The sequence below is a fragment of the Jiangella asiatica genome, from assembly GCF_004349065.1.
Lineage (GTDB): Bacteria > Actinomycetota > Actinomycetes > Jiangellales > Jiangellaceae > Jiangella > Jiangella asiatica.
The window spans coordinates 155,502-180,838 of sequence record NZ_SMKZ01000003.1 but is presented as its reverse complement, the minus strand read 5'-3'; the positions used below and the strand labels follow the sequence as shown (position 1 = coordinate 180,838).

At 68.4% G+C, this 25,337-nt stretch carries 22 protein-coding genes and 1 pseudogene; 9 read left to right on the top strand and 14 right to left on the bottom strand.

Annotated elements, in window-relative coordinates; all coding sequences use genetic code 11:
- Positions 1 to 5: 5 nt before the first annotated feature.
- The 3 genes from E1269_RS03955 to E1269_RS03945 are packed head-to-tail and all read right to left on the bottom strand — an operon-like array spanning position 6 to position 1,328.
- The gene (locus E1269_RS03955) at positions 6 to 443 is read right to left on the bottom strand and encodes a YdeI/OmpD-associated family protein (RefSeq protein WP_131891510.1); all 438 of its coding nucleotides are present in this window, start codon (positions 441 to 443) and stop codon (positions 6 to 8) included.
- Between the two features lie 34 nt (positions 444 to 477).
- Positions 478 to 888 (bottom strand): VOC family protein, encoded by a 411-nt coding sequence (locus E1269_RS03950; RefSeq protein ID WP_131891507.1) that lies wholly within the window; start codon positions 886 to 888, stop codon positions 478 to 480.
- A 5-nt stretch (positions 889 to 893) separates the two neighbouring features.
- A complete protein-coding gene (locus E1269_RS03945; protein WP_239000759.1) occupies positions 894 to 1,328 on the bottom strand; it encodes a helix-turn-helix transcriptional regulator in 435 nt (144 codons plus the stop codon).
- Between the two features lie 290 nt (positions 1,329 to 1,618).
- On the opposite strand from E1269_RS03945, the gene E1269_RS03940 reads away from it, so the two are divergent.
- Both E1269_RS03940 and E1269_RS03935 read left to right on the top strand, forming a co-directional pair.
- The gene (locus tag E1269_RS03940) at positions 1,619 to 2,074 is read left to right on the top strand and encodes a carboxymuconolactone decarboxylase family protein (RefSeq protein ID WP_131891501.1); all 456 of its coding nucleotides are present in this window, start codon (positions 1,619 to 1,621) and stop codon (positions 2,072 to 2,074) included.
- A gap of 6 nt (positions 2,075 to 2,080) precedes the next feature.
- Positions 2,081 to 2,554 (top strand): nitroreductase family deazaflavin-dependent oxidoreductase, encoded by a 474-nt coding sequence (locus E1269_RS03935; RefSeq protein ID WP_131891498.1) that lies wholly within the window; start codon positions 2,081 to 2,083, stop codon positions 2,552 to 2,554.
- A 91-nt stretch (positions 2,555 to 2,645) separates the two neighbouring features.
- Here the strand turns inward: E1269_RS03935 and E1269_RS34150 are convergent.
- The 10 genes and pseudogenes from E1269_RS34150 to E1269_RS03885 form a co-directional block, all read right to left on the bottom strand.
- A pseudogene (locus E1269_RS34150) lies at positions 2,646 to 3,117 on the bottom strand (histidine phosphatase family protein).
- A 151-nt stretch (positions 3,118 to 3,268) separates the two neighbouring features.
- Positions 3,269 to 4,762 carry a sulfatase-like hydrolase/transferase gene (locus E1269_RS03925; protein WP_131891495.1) on the bottom strand — a complete coding sequence of 498 codons (1,494 nt, stop codon included), beginning with the start codon at positions 4,760 to 4,762 and terminating at the stop codon, positions 3,269 to 3,271.
- A 92-nt stretch (positions 4,763 to 4,854) separates the two neighbouring features.
- Positions 4,855 to 5,514, bottom strand: a complete 660-nt coding sequence (locus E1269_RS03920; protein ID WP_131891492.1) for a nucleoside/nucleotide kinase family protein — start codon at positions 5,512 to 5,514, stop codon at positions 4,855 to 4,857.
- A 7-nt stretch (positions 5,515 to 5,521) separates the two neighbouring features.
- Positions 5,522 to 6,529 (bottom strand): ABC transporter permease, encoded by a 1,008-nt coding sequence (locus tag E1269_RS03915; protein WP_131891489.1) that lies wholly within the window; start codon positions 6,527 to 6,529, stop codon positions 5,522 to 5,524.
- Entirely contained in the window at positions 6,526 to 7,422 is an 897-nt protein-coding gene (locus E1269_RS03910) for an RNA polymerase sigma-70 factor (RefSeq protein ID WP_131891486.1), read from the bottom strand. The genes E1269_RS03915 and E1269_RS03910 overlap by 4 nt, the downstream gene beginning before the upstream one ends.
- A 25-nt stretch (positions 7,423 to 7,447) precedes the next feature.
- Positions 7,448 to 8,668, bottom strand: coding sequence for an NAD(P)/FAD-dependent oxidoreductase (locus tag E1269_RS03905; RefSeq protein WP_131891483.1), 1,221 nt, complete (start codon positions 8,666 to 8,668; stop codon positions 7,448 to 7,450).
- Between the two features lie 106 nt (positions 8,669 to 8,774).
- Complete coding sequence (locus E1269_RS03900; protein ID WP_131891480.1) at positions 8,775 to 11,894, bottom strand: glycoside hydrolase family 38 N-terminal domain-containing protein; 3,120 nt, start codon at positions 11,892 to 11,894, stop codon at positions 8,775 to 8,777.
- 2 nt (positions 11,895 to 11,896) lie between these two features.
- Positions 11,897 to 12,913 (bottom strand): LacI family DNA-binding transcriptional regulator, encoded by a 1,017-nt coding sequence (locus E1269_RS03895; protein ID WP_131891733.1) that lies wholly within the window; start codon positions 12,911 to 12,913, stop codon positions 11,897 to 11,899.
- Between the two features lie 48 nt (positions 12,914 to 12,961).
- On the bottom strand, positions 12,962 to 13,933 hold the full coding sequence (locus tag E1269_RS03890) for an ROK family protein (RefSeq protein ID WP_131891477.1): 972 nt from the start codon (positions 13,931 to 13,933) through the stop codon (positions 12,962 to 12,964).
- Complete coding sequence (locus E1269_RS03885; RefSeq protein ID WP_131891475.1) at positions 13,930 to 15,639, bottom strand: class I mannose-6-phosphate isomerase; 1,710 nt, start codon at positions 15,637 to 15,639, stop codon at positions 13,930 to 13,932. The genes E1269_RS03890 and E1269_RS03885 overlap by 4 nt, the downstream gene beginning before the upstream one ends.
- Positions 15,640 to 15,909: 270 nt before the next feature.
- On the opposite strand from E1269_RS03885, the gene E1269_RS03880 reads away from it, so the two are divergent.
- From E1269_RS03880 to E1269_RS03850, 7 genes are all read left to right on the top strand, one after another.
- Positions 15,910 to 16,884: an ABC transporter permease gene (locus tag E1269_RS03880; RefSeq protein WP_203432865.1), complete on the top strand. Its 975-nt coding sequence runs from the start codon at positions 15,910 to 15,912 to the stop codon at positions 16,882 to 16,884.
- Positions 16,881 to 17,786, top strand: coding sequence for an ABC transporter permease (locus E1269_RS03875; protein WP_131891469.1), 906 nt, complete (start codon positions 16,881 to 16,883; stop codon positions 17,784 to 17,786). Before E1269_RS03880 ends, E1269_RS03875 begins: the two co-directional genes overlap by 4 nt.
- A gap of 6 nt (positions 17,787 to 17,792) precedes the next feature.
- Positions 17,793 to 18,764 carry an ABC transporter ATP-binding protein gene (locus tag E1269_RS03870; RefSeq protein ID WP_131891466.1) on the top strand — a complete coding sequence of 324 codons (972 nt, stop codon included), beginning with the start codon at positions 17,793 to 17,795 and terminating at the stop codon, positions 18,762 to 18,764.
- The gene (locus E1269_RS03865) at positions 18,757 to 19,581 is read left to right on the top strand and encodes an ABC transporter ATP-binding protein (protein WP_131891463.1); all 825 of its coding nucleotides are present in this window, start codon (positions 18,757 to 18,759) and stop codon (positions 19,579 to 19,581) included. The genes E1269_RS03870 and E1269_RS03865 overlap by 8 nt, the downstream gene beginning before the upstream one ends.
- Before the next feature lie 95 nt (positions 19,582 to 19,676).
- Positions 19,677 to 21,419: an ABC transporter substrate-binding protein gene (locus E1269_RS03860; protein ID WP_162606226.1), complete on the top strand. Its 1,743-nt coding sequence runs from the start codon at positions 19,677 to 19,679 to the stop codon at positions 21,417 to 21,419.
- 9 nt (positions 21,420 to 21,428) lie between these two features.
- Complete coding sequence (locus E1269_RS03855) at positions 21,429 to 22,907, top strand: sulfatase family protein (RefSeq protein WP_131891457.1); 1,479 nt, start codon at positions 21,429 to 21,431, stop codon at positions 22,905 to 22,907.
- Positions 22,908 to 22,933: 26 nt separating this feature from the next.
- Complete coding sequence (locus tag E1269_RS03850) at positions 22,934 to 24,085, top strand: hypothetical protein (RefSeq protein ID WP_131891454.1); 1,152 nt, start codon at positions 22,934 to 22,936, stop codon at positions 24,083 to 24,085.
- 34 nt (positions 24,086 to 24,119) lie between these two features.
- Here the strand turns inward: E1269_RS03850 and E1269_RS03845 are convergent, their stop codons facing one another.
- Positions 24,120 to 25,256, bottom strand: coding sequence for a mandelate racemase/muconate lactonizing enzyme family protein (locus tag E1269_RS03845; RefSeq protein ID WP_162606225.1), 1,137 nt, complete (start codon positions 25,254 to 25,256; stop codon positions 24,120 to 24,122).
- Positions 25,257 to 25,337: the final 81 nt, after the last annotated feature.

The following is a 25,337-nucleotide window of genomic DNA, read 5'->3' as shown; positions in this document are numbered from 1 at the left end:
CGCCGTCACTCGTCCTGGAGCGAGGCCAGCGCCGTCCCGATCCGCCGCACGCGCGTCTCGGGCTTCTTCGCGCTCTCGATCGCGTGCACATGCTTGCGCTTCTGGCTGTGGCTCAGGCGGTCGTAGGCGGCGCGGGCGGCCGGCTCGTCGTCCAGGGCGCGGGCGAAGTCCGCGGGCTCCACGACCACTGGCGGGTCGGGGTCGAGTTCCACCTCGACCTCGACCTCGTCACCGGTCACCACACCCGCGGCGTTCCGATTGGCGTTGCTGAGGCCGAGCAGGTAGCGGCCGCGCATGATGGCGACCCGGCTCCTCCACGTGTGCCCGTTGATGGTGATGACGACCCTCGCCCGCTTGCCTTCGCCGAGCTCCGCCACCACGTGCGAGGGAATCTCCAGCCCTCTCATGGGTTCTGGAGGTTCGACGTGGGTTCGGAACTTCATGGTCACTCCCAGCGGGGCGGTGGCTTCGGACGGCTCATCGGGCCTGGCTGATACGGATCAGGTTGCCCGCGGGATCGCGGAACGCGCAGTCACGAACGCCCCACGCATGTTCCATCGGCTCCTGGACGATGTCGACGTCGCTGGCCTGGAGACGCTCGAAGGTGCCGTCGAGGTCCTCGGTGGCCAGCAGGATCTTGCGGTACGTGCCCTTGGCCATCATCTCGGCGATGGCGCGGCGCTCGTCGTCGGTGACGCCGGGGTCGGCCGCCGGCGGCTCCAGGACGATGCAGGTGTCGGTCTGGCCGACCGGGCCGACCGTGATCCAGCGCATCTCGCCCTCGCCGACGTCGTTGCGGACCTCGAAGCCGAGGGTGTCGCGGTAGAAGGCCAGCGATGCCTCCGGGTCGTTGTGCGGGAGGAAGCTGGTGTTGATGGTGATGTCCATGGCGGTCACGCTAGCTGCGGCTTGCTGACCGGTGCTTCTCGATTCCGGACGGGTCTGGTCACCTGCTTGACCACACACGGTGGGATGCCCCGCGTCGCGCGGGTGACCTGGCGACGGTAGGTGCTGGGCGGAACGCCGGTCAGCTCGGTGAAGCGGGTGCTGAAGGTGCCCAGCGACGAGCAGCCGACCGCGAAGCAGACCTCGGTGACGCTGAGGTCGCCCCGACGTAACAGTGTCATCGCGCGCTCGATGCGCCGGGTCATCAGGTAGCTGTACGGGGACTCACCGTAAGCGAGCTTGAACTCGCGGCCGAGGTGCCGGGCGGACATGTTCACCCCGCGGGCGAGCGCCTCGATGTCCAGCGGCTGCGCGTACTCCCGGTCGATGCGGTCGCGGACGCGGCACAGCAGTGCGAGGTGACGGAGGCGTTGCGGGCTCACCACCTCCGTAGGCGTCGAACGGTCGGTTTGCACGTCCTCATTCTCCTGAACACGCCGGCGGTTCATCAACTCCTCACGCAAAACCGGTGCGCGGCCTGGGAGCGACACGTCGTGGCGAAAACACGATGACCGGACCTGTCCGGAATCGAGAAGCGCCCGTCGTCGAGCCACACCTAGCCTCGTTCGGCAGAGGCTTCTGACACCGACGAATCGGTGCATTGTCGTGACCTTTCGTCGCACGGTACGTCAGCAGTTCAAAGGCAGACGCCAACCACAGATGGAGCGAAAGAATGCAGCAACGCATGCCCAACCCAGCGGTCGTCCTGTCCGACGCGATGCAGCCGATCCAGGCCATCTTCAAGGCCGCCCACCAAGGCGGGGTCGAACTGGAGACGCTCGAGCTCGTCCACCTGCGGGTGAGCCAGATCAACGGCTGCAGCGCGTGCGTCGACAGCGGCGTGAAGACCGCCCGGAAGGCGGGTGTGAACGACGATCGGCTTGCCGCGGTCGCCGCGTGGCGGGACACGCCGTACTACACCGACGCCGAGCGCGCGGCCCTCGATCTCGCCGAAGCCGCGACCCGGCTCGCCGACCGTCCGAACCCCGTGACCGACGAGATCTGGGGCCGGGCGGCCGAACACTTCGACGAGAAAGGCCTGGCCGCGATCGTCCTCATGGTCGGCGTGACCAACCTGTTCAACCGGCTCAACGCCACCACCAAGCAGGTAGCCGGAGCCTGGGGCTGACCACGAATGACGCAGAACCAGCACGGGAACAGCCGCCAGGAGCGCAAGCCGGGCACGCCCGGCCGGTTCTCCCGGTGGATGCAGCAGAAGATGAACGCCCGGATGAACCGCAAGATTCGACGTGGCGAGGGCACGTTCAGGGGCATGGACGTCCTGATCCTGCACACGGTCGGTCGTCGAAGCGGCCAACCACGGCAGTCGCCCGTCTCGTGGTTCGCCGACGGTGACGGCGCCTGGCTGATCGTCGCCTCCGGCGGTGGAAGCCAGCACCCGGACTGGCACGCCAATCTGATGGCGCACCCCGATCGGGCATCGATCGAGCTGGCCGGTCGCGACCCCATCGAGGTGACGCCGAACCGGCTCGACCACTACGAGCGGGAACAGGCATGGCAGCGCATCACCGCCGCCCAGCCACGCTACGAGAAGTACCAGAGCAAGTCCGATCGGCAGTACCCGGTGATCCGCCTCACCCCGCGGTAGTCACACAAACCCCGAAGCTGCGGGGCGTGGGCTCGTGAAGGCCGTCATCCGCCACCTTGGATGACGGCCTTCACGAGAGCACGCCGCGTGATCAAGTGAGGTGCCGCACGTCGTTCAGCTCGCTGATCTGGCGGTTGTGGAAGTAGTCGTCCTCGCGAAGCAGGGAGATGGACCCCGACGTCAGGCGGAACCGCACCCGGCCAGCGGCCTCGATGGGCATGCCGATCCAGGCCGCCAGCAGGAAGGTCGCCGTACCACCGTGGGTGACCACGATCCGGTGCTCCACGGTTGAGCGTTGAACTCGCTCCATCGCCGCGTAGGCCCGTACGGCGAGCTCCCACTGCGTCTCCGCGCCCGCGACCCCCTCGTCGTGTCGCATGCGCTCACCGAACTCCGGTGGAGGGACGAACCGCATGTCCAGCCATGCGACTGGCGAGCGCCTCCGCGATGGCCCCGGCCTGCGCGACGCCGCGCTCGGTGAGATCCGAGTCGTACCATCCTCCGACGAGACTCTCGACGTGATGCGTCGCCTCAGGATGCGTCACTACATACACGTTCTTCATCAAGCCTCCGGGGATCTGATCCCGCGGTCGGGCCGCCGCCGGACGATCGGAATTGCGTCGGCGGTGACTGATATGGCTTCTGCGTAGACTTCCGGCACGTGTCGCGACAGGTGATGCAAGCCGATGAAGAACGTCAAGCACGACCACCCCATCATGCTCCCGTCCCACGACCCGTATCGCTGAGCGCACCGTCCGGGGTCGTGGGGTCGCCGGTCGCGGCGCGCCAGTCGCGTAGACGCTCGCGGGAGGCGGCGAGGCGACCGTGGTGCTCCGGCGAGCCGGTGAGGTTGTGGAGCTCGTACGGGTCGGTGACCAGGTCGTAGAGCTCCTCGCCGATGCCGTCGTAGGCGACGTACTTGTACCGCGAACCGATCAGGGCACGGCCGACGATCTTCTCGCCGTGCCCGTGCGTCTCGCAGACGATTTCGTCCCGCCAGCCCTGCTCGCCGCGGACCAGGGGGAGCAGTGAAGCGCCGTCGATGCCGGCCGGCGGCGGCGCCCCGGCAGCGTCGAGCACGGTGGGCAGGATGTCGATCTGACCGACCCGGTCGCGCACGGTCTGGCCGGCGGCCACCCCGCCGGGCCAGCGCAAGGCGAAGGGTATGCGCAGGACTTCCTCGGTCAGATAGGAGCGCTTGTCGAAGTGTCCACCGTGACTGGCGATGGCGTCCCCGTGGTCGGCCAGCCAGACCACGAGTGTGTGGTCGGTCAGGCTGAGGGCATCCAGCCGGTCGAGGATGCGACCGGCGGCGTCGTCGACGAGCGTGTTCTGGGCGTAGCAGTGCGCGAGCACGCGCTGCCATTCCTGCCACGAGAGCGCGCTCGGCTGGACCAGCCGGTCGCCCGCTCCCATCGGATGGTTGCCCTCGCGCCAGTGCACCTCGGTCCGGCCGGCGAGATCGTCGTGGACGCTGCCGTACGGCGGGATGTCGCCCGGCGGATACATGTCGAGGAACCGCTGCGTCGGGAAGTACGGGGCGTGTGGCCCCCAGAAGCTGACGACCATCGAGAACGGCCGCTCCGAGTCCTCCGCCGCGAGGCGATCCAGCTGCTCGCAGGCCAGGTTCGCCAGGAAGTACGCCTCGTGGGTGTCGTCCGGGCTCTGCAGGACACCGATCGCGTGCTCGTTGCACCAGCCACCGGTCTGGCGGTACAGCCCTTCCAGCGGCTCCCCCCAGTCCGGAGGATGGAACGAGCGCTCGACCTGGATCGTCGGTTCCGGCAGCCCTCGGGACGCAAGATAGGTCGCGTACTCCGGTTTCGTGTACGGATTGTTGTAGCTGGGATAGGAGAACCCCTCCGCACCCAGATCCTGGGCGGTACCCGGCCCGGCATGCCACTTCCCGAAGTAGTACTGCGCGTACCCCGCGGCCGCCAGCTCGGAGAACAGGGTGGGCTCGTCGAAGGGTGTGCCGGTGTCGTTGCGGATCTCTCCGTGGCTGTGTGGGTAGCGCCCGCTCACGATGCTGCGCCGCGCCGGCGAGCACAGCGGCGACTGGCAGTACGCCCGCTCGAAGGTGACGCCTGCGCCGCGGAGCCGGTCGAACTGCGGGCGTCGCACCCGTGGGCCGTCGTCCCAGCCGTGCCGATAGTGGGCCTGATGGTCATTGAGGAGAATCACCACGTTGGGCGCATGTTCTGGCACCTGCCGCCTCCATCACATCGACTCGACCGATTGACTGAAACGATTCACGCCGCCGAGGATGCTAGCAGGCTCGTACGAGGAGGGAGGTCCGCTCAGCCGCGGCCGGCCAACCCGATCCGGTCGAACGTCACGACCGGCGAGCGGACGTCGCTGGTGTCCGCGACGACATCGGCCACTCCCCACGGGTCCTCCCGTGATCGATAGAGCGCCTGACCGGGCAGGTACTTGCGCCGGTACCGCTCCTCGACCCGCGCGGCATCCCCGAACACCTGACGGTCGCGCACCAGCGCCCGCTCGAGCGTGACCTCCTCGGGTACATGCAGATGGATGCCCACGTCCCAGTACCGCCGCAGCTCCCGCCGCAGCAGGAAGACACCGTCCATCACCAGCACGGCCGCCTCCGGCACGGTCTCGTGTCGCACGCTCACCCGGTCGGTCGCAAGGTCCAGGACCCCGGTCACGACCGACGTCGTGCCGCCGGCGAACGCCTGCAGCAAAAGCTCCACGTCGTCAAAAGCGAACGTGTCGTCGAGGTACGCCTCGGCGGTCAGCCCGCGTGCTCTCCGTTCGACCGCCGGCCGGTGGAAGTCGTCGATCGACGCCCGCACCGCCAGCCCCTCCAACGACGCGGCGACGCCGTCCGCGAGCGTCGTCTTACCGGCGGCATCGGGCCCGTCGATCGCCACCAGCACCCGCGCGCACCGCTCCACCATCGACCGCGCATGGTCGGCGATGCCACGAGCCAGGTCCATGTCGCCATCATGCCCGCTGCCGGCCCGTCATACGCCGCAGGCCGCTGCCCAGGCACAGCACTCCTCCGAGCGCGAGCCAGGCGGCCAGGACGACGACGGGCTGGGTGGCGGCGCGGCCGTCGAAGAACGCGGTGGAGCGCAGCAGCTGGCCGCCCGCCCCCGGCGGCAGCAGCTGGCCCAGGGTGCCGGACCAGCCGGGCAGCATCTCGGGCGCGGTCGAGGTACCTGACAGGGGATTGCCGATGAGCATCATGATGACGGCGCCCAGACCGAAGCCGACGGTGCCGAGCAGTGACTCCAGCCCCAGGATGCTCAGGGAGGTGGCAGCGATCGTGAGGGCGACGGCGCCGCTGTTGGCCGGGTACGAGCCGCCCAGCGAGCCGAGCCAGAACTGCAGGATCGCTGCCACGGCCAGACCGCCGGTCGCGGCGAAGGCGAGCGCTCCGGTGACCCGGCGGGCGGTGCCGCGGACGAGTCTGGTCAGCAGCACCGCGGCGAGCAGGCCACCCATGACCAGCGGGAGGGCGCCGGCGGTCAGGCCGGCACCGCGCGGGTCGTCGGCCGGCAGGGCGGCAAGGTCACGGGTCGCGACCGCGGTGCTGGCGCCTGGTGTCTCCGCCCGGCCGAGCGCGGTCGCGACGCTCTGGAGGGTCTGGGCCACCGCTGAGCTGGCGGCGGAGGCGATGACGACCTGCGGGGTGCCGGAGCTGACGTCGATCGCCCCGTACACCTCCCGGTCACGGATCAACTGCTCCGCGGCCGCCGTGTCGGCGACCTCGGTGATCTCGAAGGCGTCCGGCAGGCGTTCGTCGAGGACGACGCCGACCTGCTCGGCCGCGGCGGCCGGCCCGGCGACGGCGATCGGCAGATCGTGCGCCGACGACCGCACCGACGGCCAGGCGAACGCGGTGAGCAGTACGCTGAGGACCGCCGTGAGCAGCACGACCGCTCCGGCCACCGTCGGCCAGGGCGACGGCGACATGTCGGCTGTCAGCGGGCCGCGATCGGTGTTCATCGCAGGGTGAGGGCGGTCTCGGAGTCGATGCGGGTCAGCTTGTCCGGGTTGCGGACGAAGTAGAGGCCGGTGATGCGGGCGTTCTCGACCCGGACCGCCAGGACGCCGTCCAGCTCGCCGTCGACGCGCAGGACCAATGCTGGGTTGCCGTTGACCACGGTCTGGCCGACGGTGAGCGTGGCATCGGTCCTCGCGAGGCCGCCGACGACGAAGCGGCCCACCTTCTCGGCGCCGGTGATCGGACGCGGCGGGGCCAGCTTGACGCCGCCGCCGTCGCTGATGGCCACCACCTCGGGAGCGAGCACCTCGAGCAGGCCTTGCAGGTCCCCGGCTTCGAGCGCGTGCCGGAACGCATCCAGGGCCGCCTGGGTCTGGCTCGCGGTGACCACTTCGCGGGGGCGGCGGGCGTCAACGTGCCGGCGGGCGCGGTGGGCGATCTGGTGGACGGCGGCAGGTGTCTTGTCGAGGGCGGCCGCGATCTCGTCATAGCCCACATCGAAGGCCTCGCGCAGCACGAAGACGGCCCGCTCGGTCGGCGTCAGCGTCTCCAGGACGAGCATGAGCGCCATCGACATGCTCTCGGCGAGCTCGACGTCCTCGGCCACGTCCGGCGCGGTCAGCAGCGGCTCCGGCAGCCACGGGCCGACGTAGGCCTCCCGGCGGCGCTTCACGGTGCGCAGCCGGTTGAGCGCCTGCCGGGTCGTGATGCGGACCAGGTAGGCGCGCTGGTCACGCACCTCCCCCAGGTCGACCTTCACCCATCGCAGCCAGGTCTCCTGCAGGACGTCCTCGGCATCGGCCGCCGATCCGAGCATCTCGTAGGCGACGGTGAAGAGCAGGTTGCGCTGGGCGACGAAAGCCTCGGTCGCCTGGTCGGTGGCGTGCTCCCTCACAGCTCGAGCTCCTTCGTCAACGGGTTCAGCGGGTGGTCAACGCCTTTCCGCGCTCGGCCTGGAGCCGCTGCTCGCGCCACTTACGGCTCATTCCCTCGCCGCGGAAGAGCTTGGATTCCTTGACCCACCAGACGTGCGAACCGGGTTTGCGTGCCTCTCCCGCCAGCTGCTGGATAGGGCTCGTGTTAGCGGCTTCCTTGAGCTTCGCGCCCGTGCGACCGCCGATGTAGAACCTGGTCGCGATGTCGTTGCGGTGGGAGAGCTGGAAGACGCCGGCCCGACGACCCAAGCTGACGCACATGGCGGCGATCCCCTTGGTGAAGTCCTCAGGTTGTTCACCCGCGATCCGGCTGAGCACCGTGTCGGCCGCGTGCGAGCCCAGCGGGAGCGCGGCCTGGCAGCTCATCCGCAACGGCAGGCCCGACGGGGTCGCCGCATCTCCGGTCGCGACGATGCGCTCGTCGTCAACGCTGGTCAGGGTCTCGTCCGTGAGCAGCCGGCCGACGGCGTCGGTGGTCAGCCCGCTGGGCCCGGCCAGATCCGGAACGCCGAACCCGGCGGCCCAGATCGTCACCGCGCTCGGCAGCTGGCGGCCGTCGCTGAGCCGGACAGCATCGCGGGTCACCGTGGTCACCTTCGAGCCGGGGCCCTCGAGGACGGTCACCCCGAGCCTGGACAACTCCTTGGCCACCGAGCGTCGAGCCCGTGGGTGCAGGTACGGGCCGAGCTGCTCACCGCAGACCAAGGTCACGGTACGGCCCAGCTCCGCGAGCTCGGAGGCGATCTCGATGCCGAGCGGACCGCCACCGACAACCGTCATCGAGGCCGTCGCGGGTGCGCCGTCGACGACGGACCGCAGCCGCTGCGCCTGCTCCAGGCTGGCGGTCGGGTAGGCGAACTCGGCCGCTCCGGGCACCCCCTGATCGGCGCTGCCACTGCCCACCGCGTAGACCAGGTAGTCGTAGCCGATCGCGCCGCCGGTGGCCAACGCCACGCTGCGCTCCGGCGCGTCGATCCGGGTCACGGTGTCGACCACCAGCCGGACGCGGTCGGCCAGCACGTCTTTGAACTCGACCACGGCGTCATCCGACCCGCCCACCAGCTGGTGCAGCCGGATCCGCTCGACGAAGGCCGGTCGCGGGTTGATCAGGGTCACGGTCACGTCGTCGCGCTGGGTCAGCCGATTGGCCGCCATGACGCCGGCGTACCCGCCGCCGATCACGACCACGTCGGTGTTCCCGGTCATGGTGTCTCCTTCGTTCCGAGGCTTCGGACACAAGACACCGCGTGATCGAACATCCTGACACCGTGTGAGGCAGGTCACTCCGCCGGCGTGGGCGGCCACCCGCCCGCTACGTCGTGCCCAGGCGCAGCGTGCGGCTGGCACCGGCCGGCAGGACCACGTGCACGCGCCCGTCCCGGACGGGGATCGGCTGCCACTCGTCCTCGAAGAGGGTCGCCACGGCTGCGCGCTGCGCCGGGTACTCGTTGAGAGCGACCACCGCTTCGGTCGGTTCCAACGCGACGGACCTGAGCCGGACCGTGATGCCGGGCGATCCGTCCTGCGGCCGGCCGATGCTCGTGACGAGGACGTGCGGCGACTCGATCGACAGCAGGCTTCCGGTGCCGGAAACCGGCTCACCGCCGGTCCGCCCGGTCGCGAGCACAGCGACCAAGGAGTCGGTGAGCCCGGTGGCCGTCGTGGCCCCCAGCCGTTGCGGCGTGCTGCTCGCCGAACCGGCGATGGCGTATCGGAACGTCATCTCGCCACTCTGCTGGGACGGGAAGTTGGTGTCCCAGATGTTGTTGAAGGCCCACGAGTAGATGGTGCCGGGTTCTGGCTCGGTGTCTCTGATCGTCGACGGGAACGGCGCGTACGGCAGATGGATCGTGCCGAGCTGCACCAGCGGTGCTTCCATGGTCGCCCACGCCGTGCTGTAGCCGTCCTCGCTGAACGCCGCCCAGTGCCTGATCGCGTGCATGTGCTGTGGCGCGCCAGGGACGTGTGGGATTCCGTGGCCGGCCACCGACCCCGTCAGTTCATATGTCGGCCAGGTCGAAGAGGCGAGCGGGAAGGCGAAGAATCCGCTCTCCTTGCCCTTGCTCGCCTGCTTGCTGACACGGTTGGTGATCTCGACACGTGGCACGCCCCGATAGAGGGCGACCGACGTGCGGATGTGGTCGACGCCGGGCGCGTAGGTCTCGACTTCGAGCACGTGTCCCAGCTCGGACCGCTCCGATCGGACCAGTCGCGTCCCACGGGCGACGGTGCGGGAGGTGAGCAGCGACAGGTCGTGGGCGTGCAGGCGGCTGGACAGGTGGTTGACCCCGGGCGCGGACCCGTAGGCGTCGTGGATGTACTGGTTGACCCCGGTGAGGGCCCCGACGTCGACGAGCTCCCTTCCGGTCGCGCGGTCGGTGATCGAGGCGATGGCACCGAGATCCGGGTCGTAGGTCACGTCGTAGAACTCGTTCGACAGCTGCCAGGACCCGGTCTCCGGCGTGATGGCGGAACCGGCGGTCGGACGCGTGATGTCGTATCGCACCCACCCCGCCGATGGAACGTCGGTCGCGACGAACTGGACGTGCCAGCCGCGCGGCGACGCCTGGCGGGTCTCCCGGGTGATCCGGGCAGGCACGGGCTCTGCCTTTCGGCTGTCGATGACGGCGAAGTCCTCGACGGATGCGGAGAAGGCGCTCTCCGGGACGAAGACGTCGACGATGTCGGTGCGGTGCCAGCCCGACGTGTTGTACACGACGACCGAGCCGAGGACCTGCGCGCTCGCCGGTGCGGTGGTGGCGGCGCCGAGGCGCCGGACGGCGGCGTGAAGGAGGTCCTGGGCGTCGTCGTGAGCCTGGTAGGCGAACTCGACCTTGCGCGACCACTGGATGGCACCGGAACCCGGGCCGTGCTCGTGGTCATGCCAGGGGTTGGCGGCTCCCCAGGTGTGCTCGTCGAAGAGTCCGATCTTGTCGTAGGTGCGATCGATCTCCTCTCGCACGTCATGTGTCTCGCCCACCGCCAGGTCGGCGAAGGCATGGGCCGTCTCGGCCGCGCGGAGGATGGACTGTGCGCGGCGGTTGTACCCGAGTGGGCGCGCACCGGACCCGAGTCCGTCGGCCCACCAGTCACCCCAGTCGCCGGTCTGCTCGGCGAGGCGGTCGCCGAGCTCTCGCTCCGCGGTGGACAGGAAGGAGTGGTTGGTGGCCACGACCAGACGCGGGTAGGCCCACTGCGCGTTCCAGGCCTGCGCGATCTCGGCCGTGATGTCGCTGGGGCAGGCGTTGTCGGAATGGCTGCCCTGCACTCGCAGCTGCAGCAGGTCGTACGGGAACGGCTCCTTGACCAGCTCGCTCTCCTGCGGGTACCCGGCGAATCCCAGCACGTCCTTGGCGTACGGGATGGGCTTGGTGGTGAGGGCTTGCAGGTACATCGGCAGGCGGTGGATGGCCTCGTCGTAGGAGTCCACCAGGCCGACCAGGTTGCCCTCCATGTAGGCGGCGCCGTGTGCGCTGTCGGTGAACCAGGTGAGCATGCGGTTGCCCGCGGGTGTGCACCACCAGAACGGCCGCGAGAGCTCCTGCCCGCCGGTGCGGTACGGCACCGAACGGCCGGCCCAGTTGTGCGCCGCGGACAGGTAACGCACACCGGCTTCGACCAGCGCGTCCACCCAGCCGGTCGTGGCGCCGGGAACGTCGGTGTGCATGGCCGTCCGGATCGGGATCCGGTAGCGCTCGCGCAGCTCGAAGGTCCCGCGCAGGAGCCGCACCAGCTCTTCTTGACTCGACGCCTCGGTGTGCAGGTTGAACGGCATCGCCGCGACCTCGAGGACGTCCTGGCGCGCCAGCCGGCAGAACTCCTCGATCACCGCGCTCGATCGGTGCGCGAGCCACGCACGGATCGGGAAGTTCGACTCCACCGTCCACTTGAACCGGCTGTCGGGTTGGGTGTCGTCGCCCTGACGGGCGAGCTCCACGGCCGCGTCGAGGTACTCGAGGTGGTTGCGCAGGACGATGCCCTGGGGGTCGGTGTAGCCGATGTCGAGGTGGCTGTGCTGCACCAGGTGGACGGTGAGCTTCCGGCTGGGTGCGAGCTCGATCTCGCCGATGTGCTCGTGACCGTCGGCCACGACGACCAGGCGCCACCGTGACGGTGCGGTGACCTCGGGGACGAGCAGGTCGATGACGCTGGACGGCGGCGACGGCGCCATCGTCGCGAACCCGCTGCCGTCCTGCTCGCGCAGCTCGACCCGATCCAGCGCCGGCAGATCGCGGCTGACATGGACGCGGACCACCTGGTGCAGTCCGGTCCCGGAACCTGGCTCCGGATATCGGAACAGCGGCAGCTCACCGGCGGAGACCACGGTGTCGTCGATGGTCAGCGCGGGTCGCAGGGTCGCGCTGATCAGGGCGTCCAACACTCGCTGTGCCCGGGGCGCGTGACCGCTTCGGGTGAGAAGCCGGGTCGTCATCGTCAGTTCTCCTCGCTGCTCGGTGGATGGTGCGACTCGACTGCCTGGCCGTAGTAGATGATCGTGGTGGGGATGACAAGGCGACGGGGCGGCGCATCGCGGTCGTCCGACCCACGACCGAGGCGGTCGAGGAGCAGACGGGCCGCCTGGCGGCCGATCTCCATCGGGTCGTAGGCGACGATGGTGAGTGGAATCCCGAGAGTGTCGGCCAGCTCGAAGTCGTCGAAGCCGACGAGGTCGACGCGCTGGTCGCGGGCGCGCAACACCCGAAAGGCCCCGATGGTCAGCCGGTTGTTGGCACAGAAGAGCGCCGTGGGAGGGTCCACCTGCGACAGCAGGTCCATGGTCGCCTTCTCCGCCGCGGCCACGGTGCGCAGCGGGCGGCGATCGTAGCGGGCATCGAACTCCAGGCCGGCCTCGTCGAACGCGGCGCAGAACCCGCGGAACCGTTCCGCACCCGTCCATGCCGCCGGCGGCAGGCCGAGGAAACCGATCCGGCGATGACCGGCGGCCAGCAGCCGTGCGGTGGCCAGCCGGGTTCCGTTGAAGTCGTCGAGCAGGACCGCGTCGGCGTCGACGCCGGACGGCTGGCTGGCGGCGAAGATGATCGGTGTCTCGAGCCGCACCGGGTCCAGATGGGTGTGCTCGTTGCCGGCCGGCAGGACGATGATCCCGTCGATGCGACGGGACACCAGGTCCGCGATCGCCTTGCGCTCGTGGTCCACCTGCTCAGCCGTGTTCGCCACCATGACGCGAATGCCGTGGTCGCTGAGCGTGGACTCCACGCCGAGAGCGACGGCGGAGTAGAACGGGTTGGCGAGGTTGGCCACGAGCAGGCCGACGAGATCCGGTGCGCGCCCGAGACGAAGGCTGCGCGCCACCTCGTTCCGGCGGTAGCCGAGCTCCTCGACGGCGGTGATCACCTTGCGGCGGTTGTCGTCGCTGACGCTCGGGTTGTCATGCAGCACCCGCGATACCGTCATCGGGCTGACACCGGCTCGCCTGGCCACGTCCTGCATGGTGGGCTGAGGCCCACGGCGTCGATCCTGTGTTGCCATTGCCGAACCTTAGGCTCTCTTTTCAGGGTGCGACGAGCCGGATTTGACCGCACGCGTCGTGGTGCGCCGGAACGCCGCCGAACCCGCCCCGATCAGCGCCGCCTCCGTCGGCCGCGTCGCGCACACGACGGCGGTACGGCCGACGACAGCCGGGGCGGTCTGCGCGATTCCGGCACGCAGCCGCGGCAGCACGATGTCCCACGACGCCGCCATGGAGCCGCCCACCACGAGGACGGTCGCACCGAAGCGTTCCACCCACGGCCCGATGGTCCGCCCGAGCGCGATGAGCGCTCGATCGAGGACCTGGCGCGCCTCGGGCTCGCCATCCCGGTCCCGCATCGCGATGTCGCGAACGTCGACGTCGGTGTCGGCGGACTTCGTCAGCTCCGCGTACCGGGCGATGATCGCGCGCCGGGACACCGTGTCCTCGAGCGGCCCGCCGTCGATGGTCAGCAGGTCCACGCGCCCCTCCGGCGGCACCGCGGGGTGGTCCTCGGTGACCGTTCCGTCGATCAGGAACGCCGAGCCGATACCGGTGCCCAGGGTCAGTCCCACCGCACGGCGATGGCCGGCAGCCGCCCCCGCCATCCACTCGCCGAGCAGGAACGCGTCGGCGTCGTTGACGAACGCCACGTCCCGGGGTCGTGTCTCGGCATCGTCCAGCAGGATCGCTCGTAGGTCCAGCCCGAACAAGGCGTCGAACTTGCCCACGTCCCGGAACCGCGCCACCCCGCTCTCGTAGTCGAACGGGCCGGGTATCGCCACGCCCCACCGGCGGCCGGGTTCGATGTCCACCGAGTGGGCGCATTCCAGGATCACGAAGATGATCTCCTCGGCCGTCCCGTCCGACCGCAGTGCGAGGCGGTGGACGGTACCTGGGACCAGACGCCAGTGCGTGGTGTCGACGACGGCGACGGCGCAGTGAGTGCCGCCGACCTCCAGGGCCGGCACCACGTCGGGTTCTTTCCCAGGACCAGTCATCGCACCAGCGCCTTGACCACCTGAACGTCACCGGTTCCGAGCGGAGTGAGACGGTAGCCGCCGACCGCGGCAGGTACCAACAGCGTTTCGGCATAGGCAACGGCATGGCTGTGCCCGGTCGCCGTCTCGACCACGACACCCTCCCCTTCGACCACGTTGAGCACGTGGAAGCCGGCGGACGCGTCGCCGCGCGCCGCACCGCCCGGTTCGATGACGACGCGCCGCACCTCGTAGAACATCTCCGGAAGGGTGCCGAGTAGCTCCTCACGCCATCCCTCCCCCCGCCGCAGGGTCCGCGCCGGCTGGACGAGGTCCCGCGACACGGCGTCGCCGCGCCGGCGCAGGTCGAGATTGGCGAAGGCGTGGGAGATGTGCACGGGGCGGCTGTTGCCCTGCTCGTCCTGGCGCAACCAGTCGTAGAACCGCAACGAGTACAGGTACGGCGTGGCGCTGACCTCGAGGACGACGTTGCCCTTGCCGCTTCCGTGCGGCGTGCCCGCCGGGATGAGGAAAAGCTGGTGCGGCTCGGCCGGGAACGTCCGGACGTACTGCTCGATGTCGAACGGCCGACGGCGATGGTGCGCGTCCAGTGCGTCACGGTGAAAGGCGTCCACGTCGACGTCGCCGCGCAGCCCGAGGTACACCTCGCTGTTCTCGCCGCCGACCATGATGTAGTACGTCTCATGCTGGGTGTACGGCCAGCCGAAGATCTTCCGCATGTAGTCGGACTGCGGATGGCAGTGGACCGAGAGGCTCTGCCCGCCGACGGTGTCGAGGTAGTCGAAGCGCACCGGGAACGACGTGCCGAAGGTGCCGTGCACTCGCTCGCCCATGATCTGCCGGGGATGCAGTGAGACCGCCAGCTGGAACGGCACCTCGACGGCGGGGCCGCCGGCGGTCCCGATGAGTATCCCGCTCTCGGGCGCGATGAGCTCATAGCCGAGCGCGGTGTTGGGTGCCTGCGGGTTGAACCCGAACTCGCGCTGTGCCCAGTGGCCGCCCCACGACGTGGTGTTGAAGGTCGGCCGGGTGCGGAACGGCTGTTCGGCGAGCCCGGCGATGGTGGCGCGCAGCGTCGCACCGTCCACCGACGCCGGGGCACCCGGATCCTGCACGTCCAGCCATCGATCGATGCTCCCGGCCATCGAGTCCCGGTGACGGTCGAGCAGTGGCCAGTCGATGTAGAAGAGCCGTTTGGTCGTACCCGAGCGCTCGGTGCGCGGCTGTCCGATGTTGCGTCCGGTCCCTTCGGTGACCGCGGCTTCGGCGTAACGCTTGGGCAGGTCGGCGTACCACAGGACGTCGTGCCTGACCTCCGCGGCACCCGGGCCGAACACGACGAGCATCCCGTCCGCTGGTGGGGCCTCGTCCGGAAGCTCGCCGAGCAGCTCGCTCAGCCGGCTGGTCGTGATCGTCGCGAAGTGCTGGTCTCCAGCGAGCTCCGGAGAGTCCGTCCGCCTCAGGATCTCGTCCCACGAGACGAACCGGTCGGCCATGTCGACGGTGGCGACGTGCTGCCCGCGCTGTGCGAGGGCGTGCGCGAGCCCGTCGATCACCGCGGGCCAGTCCGCGATGGCCGGTCCCTCGACCGCCAGGGTCGTCGACCCGCGCGGCAGTGATGCGACCGCGTCCGCCCACCCCACCGTGACGGACTCACCGGCCGGCGGGTAGGTGGGCATCGGATCGTAACGGCGGACATGTCTCATGAGTTGACCTCGAGTCTGGGTGGTATCGATACCTTAGCTTGGGTCACCGCCGAGGGGAAGAATGAAATCACGTTGGCGCCTCTTCCCAGCATGTATGCCGCCCACTGGCACGACGCTATTGACTCGACAGATTGGTAGCGATACCTTGCGTGCGATCCGGGAGAGGTGAAGCCAATGGCGACGAGGCACCGTGAAGACGCTTCCGCAGCGGATGTCACGCCGACCGCCTATCGGGGCGTGTCGGCGCGGTATCTGTGGAGGCGGCTGGGCATGTTCGCCTTCACCGTCTGGCTCAGCGCGACGATCATGTTCGCGATCCCGCAACTCGCGCCCGGCGACCCCGTCAGCGCGATGGTGACCCGGCTGACCCAGCAGGCAGGGTTCGTCGAGGGCAGCGCCGGGATGATCGAGGCGTGGCGGGAGCGGTTCGGGCTCGATGATCCGCTGCTGATCCAGTACGCCCAGTACCTGAAGAACATGCTCACCTTCGACTACGGGTACTCGCTGTCGCAGTTCCCCGTCGAGGTCGAGACGATGATCGCCGACGCGATCCCGTGGACGATCGGCCTGCTGACCATCGCGACGATCATCTCCTTCATCGCCGGGACGGTCGTCGGCGCGCTGATGGCCTGGCGTCGCTCACCGGCGCTGCTGCGCCTCCTCCTGCCGCTGACGCTGACCTTCACGGCGATTCCCTTCTTCATCCTGGGAATGCTGCTGATCTATCTCTTCGTCTTCGGACTCGAGATCTTCCCGGTCGCGGGTGGCTACGACTCGACCGCCATGCCCGGATTCAATGTGGACTTCATCGCGAGCGTGATCGAGCACGGGACCCTGCCGGCCCTGTCCATCGTGATCGGGAGCATGGGGTTCTGGGCACTGGGAATGCGCGGCATGATGATCACGATCGAGGGCGAGGACTATCTCACCCTCGCTCAGGCGAAGGGCTTGAACCCGCTGCGGATTCTCTTTCGCTACCAGATCCGCAACGCGATCCTGCCGCAGTTCACGGCTCTCATGCTCAGCTTCGGCCACATCGTCGGCGGAACCGTGCTGGTCGAGTACATCTTCGGCTATCCAGGAACCGGTTCGCTGCTCTTTCGCGCGCTGTCCAACTCCGACTTCACCGTCACCCAGGGCATCGTCTTCATCCTGATCTTGACGACGGCCGCCGCGGTACTCGTCGTCGACCTCATATATCCATTGCTCGATCCGCGGATCACGTACGAGCGGAGTTCGACATGACGCTCACCGTGCAGCAGACGGTCGCACCCGCCGAAACGACGCCGCGGCGTCCCCGCTCACCATGGCGGAACACGAAGCTCATGGTGGGGACCCTCATGGTTCTCGTCATCGTCCTGATCGGCGTCCTCGGTCCGCTGTTCTGGGACACGCGGCTGTCCGCGGCCGCGTCGTCGCCGCTGAACCTCCCGCCGTTCTGGGAGGCCGGCGGCAGCTCGGACCATCCGCTGGGCACCGAGAACTCCGGCCGCGACATGCTCGCCCTGGTGATCTCCGGTGCGCCGGCGACACTGCGCATCGGCCTCATCGTCGGGGTCATCAGCATCGTCATCGGAATCGTGCTCGGCTTCTCCGCTGGCTACCTCGGCGGCCGGATCGACTCCGTCATCCGGACGCTTGCCGACACCGCGCTGACCATACCCGCACTGGCGATCCTGATCGTGATCTCCTCCTACGTGCGCGAGATCGGCATCGCGACGATGGCCTTCATCGTCGCCCTGTTCGCCTGGGCCGGGCCGACGCGACTCATCAGGGCACAGGTGCTCTCGATGCGAGAGCTCGGCTACGTCCGAATGGCCCGGCTCTCCGGCGCATCGACCGTCGACATCATGTTCAAGGAGATGATGCCGAATCTCCTGCCGTATCTCGCGGCCGCTTTCGTGGGCGCCACCTCCGGTGGCATCTTGGCCGCCGTCGGCCTGGAGTCTCTCGGGCTCGGCCCGCAACGCATCCCCACGCTGGGCATGACGATCTACAACGCGTTGCAGTCCTCGGCGATCCTGCGCGGCATGTGGTGGTGGTGGGGCCTACCCACCGTGATCCTCGTCGTCATCTTCGTCGGCCTCTTCCTCATCAGCACCGGGCTCGACGAGGTCGCCAACCCACGGCTCAGAGGACGGAGGTGACCTCACATGACGCGCGACATGACACGAAGCGGCGAACCATTGCTCCGCATCGACGACGTCCATGTCCACTACGGCCGGGTGATCGCCGTCAACGGTGTCGACCTCACCGTGAGCCGCGGCGAGACGCTGGGACTGGTCGGCGAGTCCGGGTCGGGCAAATCGACCCTCGCCATGGCGATCCTGCGCCTCATCACCCCGCCCGGCCGGATCGTCTCGGGACGAATCCACCTCAACGGCGTGGACATCCTCTCCACCGGCGGCCGTCAGCTGCGACAGCTCAGATGGACGGACGTGTCGCTCATCCCCCAGGGGTCGATGAACTCGCTGAACCCCGTCATGCGAATCGGCGACCAGATCCAGGACGCCATCGAGGCTCACGATCGGAGGCAGACGAAGGACTCCCTCCGCCAGCGCGTTCTCTCGCTCCTGGACATGGTGCGGTTGCCGGCCCGGGTGTACGGCATGTATCCGCATGAGCTGTCCGGCGGCATGAAGCAGCGAGTGTGCATCGCGATGGCCATCGCGCTCGGACCGTCTCTGATCATCGCGGACGAGCCGACGAGTGCGTTGGACGTCGTCGTGCAGAAGACCGTGGCGGAGACGTTGCTCAAGGTGAAAGAGGAACTGAACAGTTCGATGATCCTGGTCGGACACGACATGGCGCTCCAGGCCCAGCTGGTCGACCGCATCGCCGTCATGTACGCCGGCAACATCGTCGAGGTGGCACCGGTCGCCGAGCTGTTCTCCAATCCCGTCCACGCCTACACCAGGCATCTCATCGCCTCGGTCCCGTCGATCACTGAGCGCAAGCCGCTCGTGGTCAAGGAGTTCCAGAGGCCGGACCTCACCACCGCCCGGCCGAAGCCGGAGCTGCGCGAGGTGTCGCCCGGCCACCTCGTCGCTCTCGACGACGAGCACAGCGACAGGCGCACGAGCGGCGAGGCCAGCGAACGCGAAGAGGTGATACCCCGTGGCTGACGTGCTGCTCGAGGTCGAAGACGCGACCAAGACCTACCACTCCCGAGGCGAGACGACCGCGGCTCTCAAGGGTGTCTCGCTCGTGGTCGACGAATCGCCCGCGACCATCGCCTGCATCGCTGGCGAAAGCGGCAGCGGAAAGACAACCCTCGCGAACTCGATCCTGGGGTTCACCCAGCTCACGTCCGGCACGATCTCCTACCGCGGCACGAACATCGCGACGCTGACAAGGTCTCAGCAACTGGAGTACCGGCGCGACGTCCAGGCCGTGTTCCAGGACCCGTTCGGGGTCTACAACCCGTTCTACCGCATCCGGCGCCTTTTCGATGTCCTCATCAAGCGCTTCCGTCTCGCCCAGTCAAAGGCAGAGGCGAGAGAACTGATAGAAGAAGCGCTCAATGTCGTCGGAATCCGCGGCGAGGAGGTTCTCGACAAGAACCCCCACCAGCTCTCCGGTGGCCAGCGGCAGCGCATCATGATGGCCCGGGCCTATCTCCTCAAACCCCGGCTCATCGTCGCGGACGAGCCCGTGTCGATGGTCGACGCATCGCTGCGAGCGATGATCCTCGATGTCATGTTGCGCCTGCGTGACGAACGCGGGATCTCGTTCCTCTACATCACGCACGACCTGTCGACGGCCTATCAGATAGGCGACGACATCTACATCCTCTACGGCGGCGAGCTCATCGAGCAGGGACGCGCACAAGAGGTCATCGAGAATCCGCAGCACGAGTACGCCAAGTTGTTGATCGGATCGATCCCCGTACCTGATCCCAGCATCAGGTGGAACAGGGAACCCCACAGCCAAGCCGGATGAGTCCGGTGAGAGGAGTGCGGTTCGAGATGAGTAAGCAGAGAACACCGAGGGGCGTGAACGCGTCGCTCTCCCGCCGTACATTCCTGGTCCGAAGCGTGGGCATAGGAATCGCCGGCACGTCGATGGCGTCGATCCTGAGCGCCTGCCAGGACAGCAGCGGCGGACCGGCCGGCGACTCGCTGCGCGCGAAGACGGTGATGTTCGACATCACCACCGGCAGGGTCGACTCACCCGAGCTGTTCAACCCCCTGGTGCCCGGCGTGAACATCCAGCAAGGACTGCACCAAGCCGTGCTGGAGCCGCTGTTCATCCTGAATCACGAGACCGAGGAGGTCGAGCCCTGGCTCGGGGAGAGCTTCGAGCCGAACGACACCCTCGATGTCTGGACACTCACCCTGCGCGAGGGTGCGCTGTGGTCCGACGGCGAAGCCTTCGATGCCGACGACGTCGTCTTCACGATCGACCTGCTCCGGAACGGGCCGGCTGAGCTGCTCCACTCCGCGCCCATGAAGCAGTGGGTGCAGAGTGTCACCGCCGTGGACCCGCGTACGGTCGAGTTCCAGCTGGTCGGGCCGAACCCGCGGTTCCAGCTGGACTACTTCTCGGTGAAGATCACCAACAGTGTGCCGATCCTTCCCGCGCACATCTGGCAGGGCCAGGATCCGCTCACGTTCACCAACTTCGACAAGGAGAGGTCGTGGCCGGTCTTCACCGGCCCGTACCGGCTGACGAAGGCGAGCCCGACGGAGTTCATCTACGAACGGCGATCTGACTGGTGGGCCGCCGAGACCGGGGTGATGAAGCTGCCCGAACCGGAACGGCTGGTGTGGGTGGCGAACGAGACCGAGGAGGTGCGGGTCGCGCGCATAGCCGATCACCAGCTGGACAGCGTCGCCGACATCACCGCCGGTGCGTTCATCAGCCTGCAGACTCGAAACGAGTACGCGGCCGCCTGGGTCGACGAAGAACCGTACTCCTGGGTGGACCCCTGCGTGCGGCTGCTGTCGTTCAACCACACCGTTCAACCATGGAACGACCGCGAACTGCGCTGGGCGGTCAACCACGCGATCGACCGGGACGAGATCGTCGCCATCGCCTACGAGGGCGCGACGACGCCGGCACGCTTCTTCTTCCCGAGCTATCCCCAGCTCGACAAGTACGTCGACCTCCTCGAGTCCGAAGGCCTGTTCGAGGAGTACCCGCTCCTGGAGCACAACCCCGACCGAGCGATCGAGATCCTCGAACGCAAGGGATACACCAAGAACGGCGAGTTCTACGAGAAGGACGGGCAGCCGCTGCAGCTGCGCATCGACACACCGTCCGAGATCACCGAGATCAAACGCATCGCCCAGGTCATCGTCGAACAGCTCAGGCGCGTCGGCATCAACGCGACGAGCAACGGCCTCGCGTACGCCACCTGGAGTGACAACGTCGCGAACGGGCAGTACGAAGCGGTCACCGACTGGGGCGCCTGCGGCTCGGTCAGCGAGCCGTGGTCGTCGATGCAGCTCTATCACCCCCGCTGGGTCGTGGCGCCGGGTCAGCGAGCCAACGGCAACGTGGTGCGCTGGACGAACCAGCAGTACGGCGAGAACGTCGACAGGTTCGCCGAGCTCCCCCTCGACGACCCGCAGATCGAGACCCACGTCGTCGCCGCGGCCAGAGCATGGCTCGACGACCTGCCGTTCATCCCCATCGCCCAGGCGAAGAAGCTCGTGCCGTTCGACTCGTACTACTGGGAGGGCTGGCCGAGCCAGAGCAACAACTACGTCCAGCCGCCCACCTGGTGGCAGAGCACGCACAAGATCCTCCAGAACCTGACGCCGGCGAATCGGTAGGGACGTCCCATGCGTCGACCGCCCAGCATCCTCCTGATCGTCTGCGACCAGCTCAACGCCTCGGTGATGGGCACCTACGGCGGGCCTGTCAGCACACCGAACATCGATCGGCTCGCCCGGTCGGGGGTGACCTTCACCGAGGCGACCTGCCCGGCCGTCCTGTGCTCGCCCAGCAGGGCATCCCTCATCACCGGTGTCTATCCCCACACGCACGGAATCCTCCACAACGTGGGCCGGCGGGACTATCCGACGATGCCCAGCCCGCCCACCGAAGAGGGCATCAAGGCGTCGGACGTCACCACGGAGAAGCTCCTCGACGAGCACGGGTACGCGACGCACCACTACGGGAAATGGCACCTGTCCGACGAGGACCTGCCGTACTACTCGGACACCTTCGGTGAGCACCAGACCTACGCGGCGCAGATGGAGGACGTGTTCCGCCGAGTCCGTGAACGTCCGCGAGCGGAGTGGATGGACTGGTACGGCTGGGCGATGCCGGTCCTGACCGACCCGGCGATGGCCGGCGTTCACGACCGGATGTCGCAGGACGGCACCAAGAGCATGTTCGGCGACTTCGTCGCGAAGATCGGAAGGCTGGAGCTCCCGGTCGAGGAGACGTTCGACCACATGGTCGCCAGCCGCACCGTCGAGCGCATCCAACGCAGTGGCCCCGAACCCTTCATGATCACCTGCTCGTTCAACTCTCCGCACGATCCGAACATCGTTCCGTCGCCCTACTACGAGCTCTACGATCCGGCGGACATCGGTCTCCCGACGAGCACCGGCGAGGCGCGCTTCTCCGGTGACCCGTCCCATCACCTCGCCGCCGCGCTCGGCGAGAACGGGCTGCGCGAGTTCCTTCGGGTGTACTACGCCTCGGTCCGGCTCATGGACGATCAGGTCGGCAGAGTCCTCGACACCCTGGAATCCAGCGGCCGGCGCGATGACACCGTCGTCGTCTTTCTCGCCGACCACGGCGACATGGCCGCCGAGCACGGCATGATCTGGAAGAGCACGTCGGCCTTCTACGACGAGATCGTGCGCATCCCGCTCATCGTCAGCTACCCGCGGGCAACGGCCGGGCCACTGGTCGACTCGTCCGCGGCCTCCCTGGTCGACATCATGCCGACACTGCTCGACTTCGCCGGCGTTCCCGTCCCTTCCCACGTGGAGGGTCGCAGCCTCGTGGAGCGTATCTCGGGGACCGGCTCGAGCCGGTCCGAAGAGACGTACTCCTACTGCGAGCGGCTGCCGGCCAACACCATGCACCGCCGGCGCCTCACCACGGAGGCGGCGGAGGGCAGCTTCATGATCCGCAGCCCGGAGTGGAAGTACGCGCGCTACCCGGACGGCGACGAGTACCTCTACGACCTCGCCGACGACCCCGGCGAGAACGTCAACCTCGCACACGACCCGGAGTTCAAGACCAAGCAGGCGCAGCTGGCTCACGAGCTGGACGCATGGCTGGCGCGCTCATGGCCGCAGTGAAACCACCGCACACCCAAGGAGAACGCATGAACCGGAACCTGAGCCGTCGTGCAACCCTCGTTGGCGCCGCCGGCACGCTGGCCGGCGCATTCCTCGCGCGGCCGGCCGCGTCGGCCCGTCCACGCCAGGTCGCTCACACCGGCGAGGCCTGGCCCGAGGCGGACGCGCTGTTCAAGAGTGATCCACGGTGGCGAGGCGGCGACCTGGCGTTGCCGACCGTCCTCGCGCCCGGACGAGTCCTGTGGCACTTCGGCGACTCGTTCATCGACCTCGAGCCGCCGTACGAACGAGCGGGCTCGACGTTCATCAGGAACAGCATCGCGATCCAGCAGGGCCTCAACCCGGCATCGGCGGACATCGAGTTCCACTGGTCCATGAACGGTGCGGAGCCGCGGGCGTTCTTCGACACCGCCCTGTCTCCCGTGCGACGCGAACCGGACAGTGTCTACTGGTGCAACAGCAGCCTGGTCGTCGACAACGGCTCCACCTCGGTGCTGGCGACGCTGTTCGCCGAGTGGACCCACGATGCGCTACCGACCAGGCTCGGCACGACGTGGGCCTTCGTGCCGAACTACCAGGAGCACCCGAGCGAGTGGGAGATCACCTACGTCTTGGGGCCCGATGTGGCCGGCGAACTCGGCGCCCGGTTCGAGCCGCGGTACTGGAGCCTGACGCGGCGCGGGAGCTATGTCGAGGGATATGGCACGTTCCACGGCATCATTTCGTCCAACCCGGTCTACCGCGTGCGGTGGCCCGCCGCCGAGCTGCTGAACGGCAACGTGTCGGGCGGGGAGTGGAAGGACGGCGACGTCTGGCGGCCGGCGGCGGACTTCAACGGCGCACAGCCGAGCGAAGCGGCTTTCACCTCCCGTGCCCTGCAGTTCAGCGTCCACCAGGAATCGCCCGGGTACACGATGATCACGCAGAGTGCGGACTACGGCCCCATGGCGTGGGACCACGCGCCGACGCCGGACGGGCACTGGGGCCAGCAGTTCACCGTCGTCTACGACCACCCGGAACGTCAGCGGCCAGGCGTGCGCGTCTACCACAACTGGGCGGTTCCCGCGCTCACCAGCGACGACGCCGACCTCATCGCCATCTACTCGTCGAACGGACCGAACGTGTTCGAGGACGAGTCGACGTACTACCCGCGGTTCGTCAAGATCCACTACGCCTGACAGCCGCCTCCGCGCGGGTGGGGACGGCTCCGTCTCACCAGTTGGTGACGGAGCCGTCCGGGCGGTGGAACCGCGCCGGTGGTCCGAGGGCCACGGTGGACGCCGCGGACCGGGCGGCGTCGAGGTCGATCTCGACGCCGAGTCCCGGGAGGTCGGCGGGCACGACGGTGCCGGCCTCGACGCGCGGCGCGGCGAGTACCAGCGCATCGTCCCAGCCGTGCGGCCGGGTCTGCTCCTGCACGCTGACGTTGGGCAGGCTCAGGTTCACGTGCGTCGACGCCGCCGTGCACACCGGGCCGAGCGGATTGTGCGTGGCCACGCTGATGTAGTGCGCCTCAGCCATCGCGGCGATCTTCCGCCCCTCGGTGATGCCGGTGTTGGCCAGGTCGATCCGCGCGTGGTCGATCAGGTCGTCCTCGATCAGCTGACGGAACTCCCACTTGGTGGTCAACTGCTCACCGGCCGCCAGCGGCACCGTGGTCCGCTGCCGCAGCGACCGGTAGGCATCGAGGTTCTCGCAGCGCAGCGGGTCCTCGACGAACAGCGGCCGCATCGCCGTCACCTCGTGGCAGAAGAGCACCGCCTCGGCCGGGTCGAGGCGGGTGTGTACGTCGATGATGATCTCGATGTCGTCGTCGAGGCCGGCACGCAGCGCGGCGACGACGTCGAGCGTTCGGCGCAGCGCCCGGCGCGGCTCGAACACGCCGCCCGGCTGATCGCCCACCGCGATCCGCAGGTTCGTCCAGCCGGCCGCCACCAGGCGGTGCGCGTTGTCGAGGTACTCCTCCGGCTCGTATCCGTTCAGGTGGACGTAGGCCGGAACGTGGTCGCGGGTACGCCCGCCGAGCAGATCGCACACCGGAACGCCCAGCGCCTTGCCGCGCAGGTCCCACAGCGCCAGGTCGACGGCGGCGAGGACCGCACCGACATCGCGATCGGCCGGGAAGAACGCGCCGCGGTAGAGCAGCTGCCACAGGTGCTCGATCCGGGTGACGTCGGCACCGACCGCCCGCTCGGCCACGTCGCGGACCGCGCCCGCCACCGTTGCCGGGCGGGACCGAATGCCCACCTCGCCCAGACCGTGCAGGCCTTCGTCCGTGTGCACCACGACCAGGAAGAACGCCGCGCCGCCGGCGCTGACGGGCAAGGGCTCGATCCGCGTGATCTTCATCGGCCACCATACCGCGCCGGCCGGGGAACGACCGTGCGGCTCGTGGAGTAGCCCTTGATCATCAACGGTTGACGACGTCAT